This window comes from Dellaglioa sp. CoH-57-MRSF-16 (assembly GCF_056782055.1).
Window position 1 is genome coordinate 1 of record NZ_JBXAXZ010000013.1, and the last position, 4,217, is coordinate 4,217.

Here is a 4,217-nt window from a genome sequence, read left to right on the forward strand (position 1 = left end):
GAGGTCATTATAGTCCCACGTTGTTCTAGTCAGTTTATCTCTTAACGAGTCGGCTTCACGCCTTGCTCTAGCATGCATTTGATTGTAATTATCACTAAAAGACGCCCGTTGTTCCAAATCAGCGAGATCAGATTTATCAACCATGACTTTATTTTTATTCAGCAAAGTTGGTTTACTAGCAATTTTTTTGTTATCCCGTGGCTTGATTTCATCAAGCTGTTTTTTAGTATCTGCAAGCTTTGCTTGTGTCTCTTGTTTTTCGGTCTCTATTTTTTTCAAATCTTCCCGCATAGTTTTGTATTCGGGTACTGATAAATTCTTACGCTCTTTGTTTTTGTTGCCACGTTGAACATCAAAGCCATTCTCTTTGAGATATTGTGGTAATTCCTCTTGAATGCGCTGTAAGGCTTCACGATTGAATATACGCTTAGCTGAGAGCTTTCTATCATCATCAAAGGGCACAATGCCCATATGCATGTGAGGGGTCTTCTCGTCCAAGTGAACGACCGCATAACGAATATTTTCGTCGCCATAGTTATCTGCAAAATATTGTTTGGCTGTTTCAAAATATTTACGGGTTTCGACTTCGTCTAATTGCTCAAAAAAATCTTTGTCACTGGTTAGAATCCACTCATTGACTAAAACAGCGTCTTTGCGAACTGCCCGCTTACTAGCTTTATTTTCGTTGATATAGGCTTCAATATCCGTTTTAAAATTATCAGTGCGCCCAGCCACCAAATCATAATTCAAGTGGGAGCGGGAAACATCAATATCTTCGTTGCTGTGATTAGTCGTTTTCCGTTGGTCATGATTGCCAATACCGACTAAATTATCAGCTTTTAATTTCGTCATTCTAGCCACTACAAAACTCATAGTACGCACCTCATTTCGGAGTTATCTTCCAAGTAAAGTATAACCCACTATACTTCACTCTGTGAAGTGTGGTCTCTGCGAGGCTAAAAACTGTCTGTCCACTTTGCCCCTTTTTTCGCCTTTAGGCTGAAAAGGTTCGACGTGAACAGGCACAAAAAAAAACGCCTACAGCTGTCCTTTTTTCTAGTAACAGAAATGATATTTTCACCTTTGCATTTTTCCGCAACGATTGCAAATTCATTTCAATATCAAATTCAAAACAACAGACCTTGCCACTTTTTCAAAAGTGGCAAACCCAGAAAATTTCTACATGTCTCCGACGGCTCGAAAACGAGTTGCCAAGAGGGTGGAAAATCAGTGGATCGTATCAACTTCTTAAATTCCTTCCGATTTGCTTCAGTCAGACATTTATCGTTGACCCTACCGTTTATTTTCCCACTGGCCAAATAAAAAAGAGTAGCCTAAGCTACCCTTTTCTAAAAAAATAGTTCAACAATCGCGCCCATTGAAGGTAAATTTTTAAGAAATAACATTTTTTCATTTTACTTAGAAAATATAATACTAGCCCCTTTTATCACATTTTTCCGTACAAATAGAAATGCATATTCTCTTGTAATTCTGGCAAATCGAGCGTTTCTTCAGCTAATCGTTCCAAACCTTGATGTTCATAAAAGCCAAAATTACATGTCGTATCCGTAAATAAGTAAAATGTCTTAAGATTTTCAGATGTCATATAATCTAAAAATTGTTGATACAATTGTTTACCGATACCTGAACCACGTTGGTTTCCATCTACAACAAAAAAAGCTAATTCACCATCAAAGTTTGTACCAATGCTCTTTAAAAGAATTTCATCAACTTCTTCAAATTTTTGAAACGTCTTTCCAATTTTACGCCCTTCTTTAGATATAGCAATTCGTGCAACAGCAATTCCTTGCCGAATAAGATACCTTAGTGGTTTACGATGTGTTTCTCTATTTTTACCCATAATAATACCAACAGGCACTTCATTAAAAACAGCAACACTAGTAAATGTTTGATTAACAAGACAACTGGCAAGATATATTTTAGACAGTTGTTTAGCTAATTTTGGGCTTCCTAATCGATCGTAGTTCCATGATTTGCGAATCATATCTTCCAAGATATGATAATCGGATGGTTTAATAGGACGGTATTTAATATCTGCTTGTGTCATTACTTTTCCTCCAAATAATTAACTTCTAAATTGTTCTTAAATCCAATATATTCCACGTCAATAATCATTACTTAACCTCTCCAGTCTCAATATTTATTTTATTTCTCCCATTTCTATCAATTCCTCAAATCCTTCAACAAAGTAATCTCTATCTTTCAAACAAACAACTCGTTTTTCTGGACCTTCAGGTGTCTCAGTTTCACTTAACTTTATACCACAAATAAAGCATTGACCTAAAAGCTCTTTAGTCGGGATAACATTTTGATCAGTGTATTCTAAGTATTTCTCAACATCACTTTCACTAAACTCTCTCATGCTCTCACCCCTCTCTCATTCTTTATTTCTCCTGTATCAGGATCAATGGTTTTTGAATAGACCGGACGATAACCACATTGGTAATTTGCATCAAAATATAGTCGAAAAATTCCAGAAGAACTTGAAATTATTTCATTCACATATTTCATACTCTCAATTCCAAATTCGTTACCTCTTTGTCTGATAAACGAGCTTAATTCCTTTACATTAACAATGTTATATTCATCTACAATTTCAAGTAAAGTCTGCCTTAATTCTTTCTTTTCATTTTCATCAAGTGTTACGTATCTATCAATATCAAAATCATTTATAAAGATTAAATCTTTTTTATCGTAGCGGTGTTTACCTTTCTTAATTGCATCAGAACTTTCATGCGTTAAATACTGAAAATAATACTCCACGCTATCAACAATTTCGATATGAGATACAGATTGATCACCTAAATTACGTTTTATTTTTTTCCGAATACTTTCAACAGTAACCGGATTACGAGCAATATACAAAACATGATAATGTGGTTTTTTATAAATTGATCCACCAGCACTTATTATCTCTTGTTCATCAGGAGTCATATCTTTAAATTTTCGTTCAGTTTTATCTAAATTATGGAGCGGACTAATCGCCATAGGAATACCAGTTTTTTCTAAATTTTCAATAAAGTTTTCAGGAATACTTTCAGGATACAAAATGAATGCAAAGTTTCTAGCCTTTGTATTTTTAGTAGTCATATAGTATAATCACCTTTAGAAAATAAAAGCATTTTTCACGAGCGAACTTGAGAGAGGGCGCTCTTTTTTTATGCTCATTTTTCTCCTTTCTTAGATTTTTCGATAACATCACGCATATAGTTTCTAATATCGTAAGTTACAATTTTTCCTTCACTTTTTAAAATCTCTTTGTAATCAGCATACATCTTTTTAGGTATTCTAACGGTTACAACTTGATATTCTGTTTTCTCTTCAGGCATAAAACTCACTCCTTTATTTTTTTATCATTATACATCATTATATACTTATAGTCTATATAGTCAAAAAATAACCCGTTTAAAAAAACGGCGGTCAAAACGGCGGTCAAACGGCGGTCATAAAAAAACTCCCAAATCCATTGGGAGAGTAAGCGTAAAGTCCTATTCAAGTAAAATTTGGCACTCGGCACTTATAGGGGGGTCGTAGTACGGGAGCGAAATTCGCTCCCTGCCCCCTGATTTTCAAAATTTTTATCCCACTCAAACCAAAATATGGGCTCCGCCCAAACCCGCAAGCTGTGTCAGCTTGACCCCATAAATGAGCGGGAGCTCCCGCTCAAACTCACCCCGCACTCGCCGTGGGGCAGGCAAAAAAAGCAGGTGTGCTTTTCTTTGCATGCGCAAAAGTGTTTTATCCGCTAGTCTATCAACTCCTTAAAGCCTCAAAAAGGGGCTAACTGCTAAAGCAGCAAGCCCCTTTAATTCGATTTACCGTTGACAGACACAAAATTAACGACGTTCAATCTAGCCAGATGTTAAATTAAGCTCTTAAATGCCATTTTAAGCCCATATAAGCGTTTTAAAGATGTGGACCGCCTAATTCATCAGATTTATGTTTTTCGAGTTCCTGTGAGCTTTCAGGGGCTTTTTTAGACGGTTCTTTTAGTCCTGCACGTTCTAGCCACTTGTCAGGTAAATTGATACCTAGTTTTTTGTGTAGAAATTCATCAACATTGCGGACAATGCCTTGAAGTGTTCCGACTAACTTTTGCAATCGCTCATTCTCTCTTTCGAGGTCATTATAGTCCCACGTTGTTCTAGTCAGTTTATCTCTTAACGAGTCGGCTTCACGCCTTGCTCTAGCATGCA

The 4,217-nt window shown here is 36.1% G+C and carries 5 protein-coding genes and 1 pseudogene; all 6 read right to left on the reverse strand.

Features of this window, described 5'->3' with window-relative positions:
- A partial coding sequence (mobV, locus tag AC1RPH_RS07520; protein WP_481761988.1) for a MobV family relaxase occupies nucleotides 1-873 on the reverse strand: 873 nt, incomplete at its 3' end.
- A 574-nt stretch (nucleotides 874-1,447) separates the two neighbouring features.
- Nucleotides 1,448-2,068, reverse strand: a complete 621-nt coding sequence (locus tag AC1RPH_RS07525; protein WP_481761989.1) for a GNAT family N-acetyltransferase — start codon at nucleotides 2,066-2,068, stop codon at nucleotides 1,448-1,450.
- A 93-nt stretch (nucleotides 2,069-2,161) separates the two neighbouring features.
- The gene (locus tag AC1RPH_RS07530) at nucleotides 2,162-2,383 is read right to left on the reverse strand and encodes a hypothetical protein (RefSeq protein ID WP_481761990.1); all 222 of its coding nucleotides are present in this window, start codon (nucleotides 2,381-2,383) and stop codon (nucleotides 2,162-2,164) included.
- Nucleotides 2,380-3,111, reverse strand: a complete 732-nt coding sequence (locus AC1RPH_RS07535; RefSeq protein WP_481761991.1) for a replication protein — start codon at nucleotides 3,109-3,111, stop codon at nucleotides 2,380-2,382. Before AC1RPH_RS07535 ends, AC1RPH_RS07530 begins: the two co-directional genes overlap by 4 nt.
- A 74-nt stretch (nucleotides 3,112-3,185) precedes the next feature.
- Nucleotides 3,186-3,350 (reverse strand): transcriptional regulator, encoded by a 165-nt coding sequence (locus AC1RPH_RS07540; RefSeq protein WP_481761992.1) that lies wholly within the window; start codon nucleotides 3,348-3,350, stop codon nucleotides 3,186-3,188.
- Between the two features lie 577 nt (nucleotides 3,351-3,927).
- Nucleotides 3,928-4,217: pseudogene (locus AC1RPH_RS07545) on the reverse strand (MobV family relaxase); the annotation flags it as partial.

Bases quoted from the DNA above. Each gene is read 5' to 3' on its own strand.
- AC1RPH_RS07535 (WP_481761991.1), bottom strand. From the start codon at position 3,111: ATGACTACTAAAAATACAAAGGCTAGAAACTTTGCATTCATTTTGTAT.
- AC1RPH_RS07525 (WP_481761989.1), bottom strand. From the start codon at position 2,068: ATGACACAAGCAGATATTAAATACCGTCCTATTAAACCATCCGATTAT.
- AC1RPH_RS07540 (WP_481761992.1), bottom strand. From the start codon at position 3,350: ATGCCTGAAGAGAAAACAGAATATCAAGTTGTAACCGTTAGAATACCT.
- AC1RPH_RS07530 (WP_481761990.1), bottom strand. From the start codon at position 2,383: ATGAGAGAGTTTAGTGAAAGTGATGTTGAGAAATACTTAGAATACACT.